Source organism: Acinetobacter sp. GN11 (assembly GCF_054823985.1).
In genome coordinates this window covers 1-2,299 of record NZ_JRVL01000249.1, presented here as the reverse complement: position 1 = coordinate 2,299, position 2,299 = coordinate 1, and the positions used below count along the sequence as shown (strand labels likewise).

2 protein-coding genes and 1 pseudogene are annotated in these 2,299 nt (G+C 37.7%); all 3 read right to left on the bottom strand.

What is annotated here, in order from left to right; translation table 11 throughout:
* Positions 1–975, bottom strand: a pseudogene (locus tag NL42_RS17625) (fimbria/pilus outer membrane usher protein); the annotation flags it as partial.
* 9 nt (positions 976–984) lie between these two features.
* Positions 985–1,689 carry a fimbrial biogenesis chaperone gene (locus NL42_RS17620; protein ID WP_461313743.1) on the bottom strand — a complete coding sequence of 235 codons (705 nt, stop codon included), beginning with the start codon at positions 1,687–1,689 and terminating at the stop codon, positions 985–987.
* A 74-nt stretch (positions 1,690–1,763) separates the two neighbouring features.
* Positions 1,764–2,294, bottom strand: coding sequence for a Csu type fimbrial protein (locus tag NL42_RS17615; RefSeq protein ID WP_461313744.1), 531 nt, complete (start codon positions 2,292–2,294; stop codon positions 1,764–1,766).
* Positions 2,295–2,299 lie beyond the last annotated feature (5 nt).

The following is a 2,299-nucleotide window of genomic DNA, read 5'->3' as shown; positions in this document are numbered from 1 at the left end:
CTGGCCCGTTGCATCTGTGGTTACAAGGGTCACTTCATTTCCCGAAATAAACGGAAGTTGTTTAATATCAAACGGGCCTGAAGGCACGAGTCCTGAATAAATCTTTTGCTGGTTGACGTATAAATCTAGTGTTGAAGGAAGTGCTGCCGAACCGGAAAATTGCGGCAGTGCCGAGGTGACAATATCACCTCGTTGAGTATAAGCACTCGACCACTGGAAACCCGCCAGACGTACACTGTTCCCCCAATCAGAACTATTAGAAATAAAGTCCCCTAAGGTGTATATCCTGATCTTTTCAGGGTCTACATACTGCCACTTACTCTCTAAGCGCACCCATTTTTCATGGCTATAACTCGTTTCATTACTACCATTGTATAAAACACCTGATGAAAAGTTACCAATTGCGCTGTTAAAGATCCCTTCTGCCGAACCTGAGAAAACATTCTCGTCATTGGTTATAGTGTTATAAAGACTATAGTTCAGAATGGCCGCGTTTAAGGGCTTCATTTTTAGCAAGTGAGGACTCGTGATCTGCTGTCCATTTAAATCAACTGAATAATCCGCCAACATATTCGAAGGAACTTGTAAGTTTAGAGACTGTTCATTCTCTAAATATTTGAACTGGATTCCTTTTAGCTCATTAATACACACCCATTGACTATCTTGAATGTGCTCATCCATTTTCACCCTTAAAGTTTTTAAGGCACTAGAGCGAATATATAACTTTCCATCCTTAGATTGCTTCACAGCAACCAAGTCTTCAGCAGCATTCGAATTAATAGAAACAGCTAAAAAAAGCTGAGTAAAATTAATATTTTGCTTATCTCCATTTGTATTCACCTGTGCATATTTCTTATTGCTATCTATAGATTCGGGAACACTAGGAATTGCAGTATTGGTATTATCTTGTAGTTGCTCGGCAAAAGAATACGCCGGAAGATATGCCACACATAAGACACCTATAATATATTTCATATAAGCCTCTTAAAGTGTGGTTTTCTTACCATTAACTGTCAGAGATACACTGTATTTATGATTTGGCTCATATGTAAAATTATTAATAGCGTAGCTTCGTGCCTGCTCCGCAAGAATATAACCATTCACGGTATTTACTTTAATGGGATAACTTTTATTTGCTGTTGTATCAACAAGCATTAAATTATTTAAAAGTGCGTGCCGGTTTCCAATGTTGCTAATATTTAAGGAAGGTGCTTCCTGATGAGTATCAATTTTCCAATTCAGTTTAGTAATCGCGTCTTTATTGACTACAAATACGGGTAATGATGAGCGGAGTAATACATTTACGCCTTGAGCGGCTTTACGGCTATCAATTGGTTTTGGTAGCTCGTCAATAATAATACGATAGGTTTTTTCACCAGAAACTGGTGCTGGATTAATTCTAACTACACGCAAGTTGTAAGAGTCATTAGACTGTAATTTTAAAAATGGTGGACTAATTGCGATCTCATCTGTAGGTGTTAACTGATCTTGTCCATTTTTTTGAGTCCATTCAAATACGCGAATCTGCAAATCAGTGCTTTCATTTGACTGATTAAATAAACTAATTGAAGACGCATTTTGATGACTTAATATTTCTACATTCACAGGCGAAAGACGGATTGTAGCGGCGTTAATAGTGCTAGATAACGATAAGAATAATCCCGTAATAATAAAGATATTTTTTTTCATGATTTACTCAAATATAATTTTTTTAATGTGTTAGCCCTTTCAAAAGGGCTAACAATATTTCTACTTTATAAAAATTAATAAGTTACTGTTATTGTTACTGTATCAAGATAACTACCCGCACTCGGCAGCGTTGAGCCAGCTGGAATACGGCCATATACATTCACTGTTTGTACTGCACCACTACCGGTTCCACTATAGGCAGTCGTTGCAATGCCGATTGCTGTAGCATGCGCAGTATCTGAGAAAAGGTTATAAGGAATATATTCGTTACTTGTTGCTCCACCAATCATACGACGTTGAGTCGTTTGAGCATGTTGCCCAGCATCGAAAGCCAAAGTCCATGGCACAGTGTTGTTACATAGAACTTTGATTGAAGTACCACCTGTCGTTGTGGTGTCTGCGTCTACGTTGCTAGCAAGAGAACTTAATGTGCCAAAGTCTATAACTGCATTTGTTGTAGTACCTGTTGCTGAGGTATTTAATACACAACTATTCGTTACTGTTGCCTTAACAGTTAATGTACCTGTTGCTGTAGCTGCATTTGCTGTATTAAGAGAAAATAATCCTACAGCAATCAGTGATAAATGAAAAAAACTCTTTTTCATAGTCA

Bases quoted from the DNA above. Each gene is read 5' to 3' on its own strand.
- NL42_RS17615 (WP_461313744.1), bottom strand. From the start codon at position 2,294: ATGAAAAAGAGTTTTTTTCATTTATCACTGATTGCTGTAGGATTATTT.
- NL42_RS17620 (WP_461313743.1), bottom strand. From the start codon at position 1,689: ATGAAAAAAAATATCTTTATTATTACGGGATTATTCTTATCGTTATCT.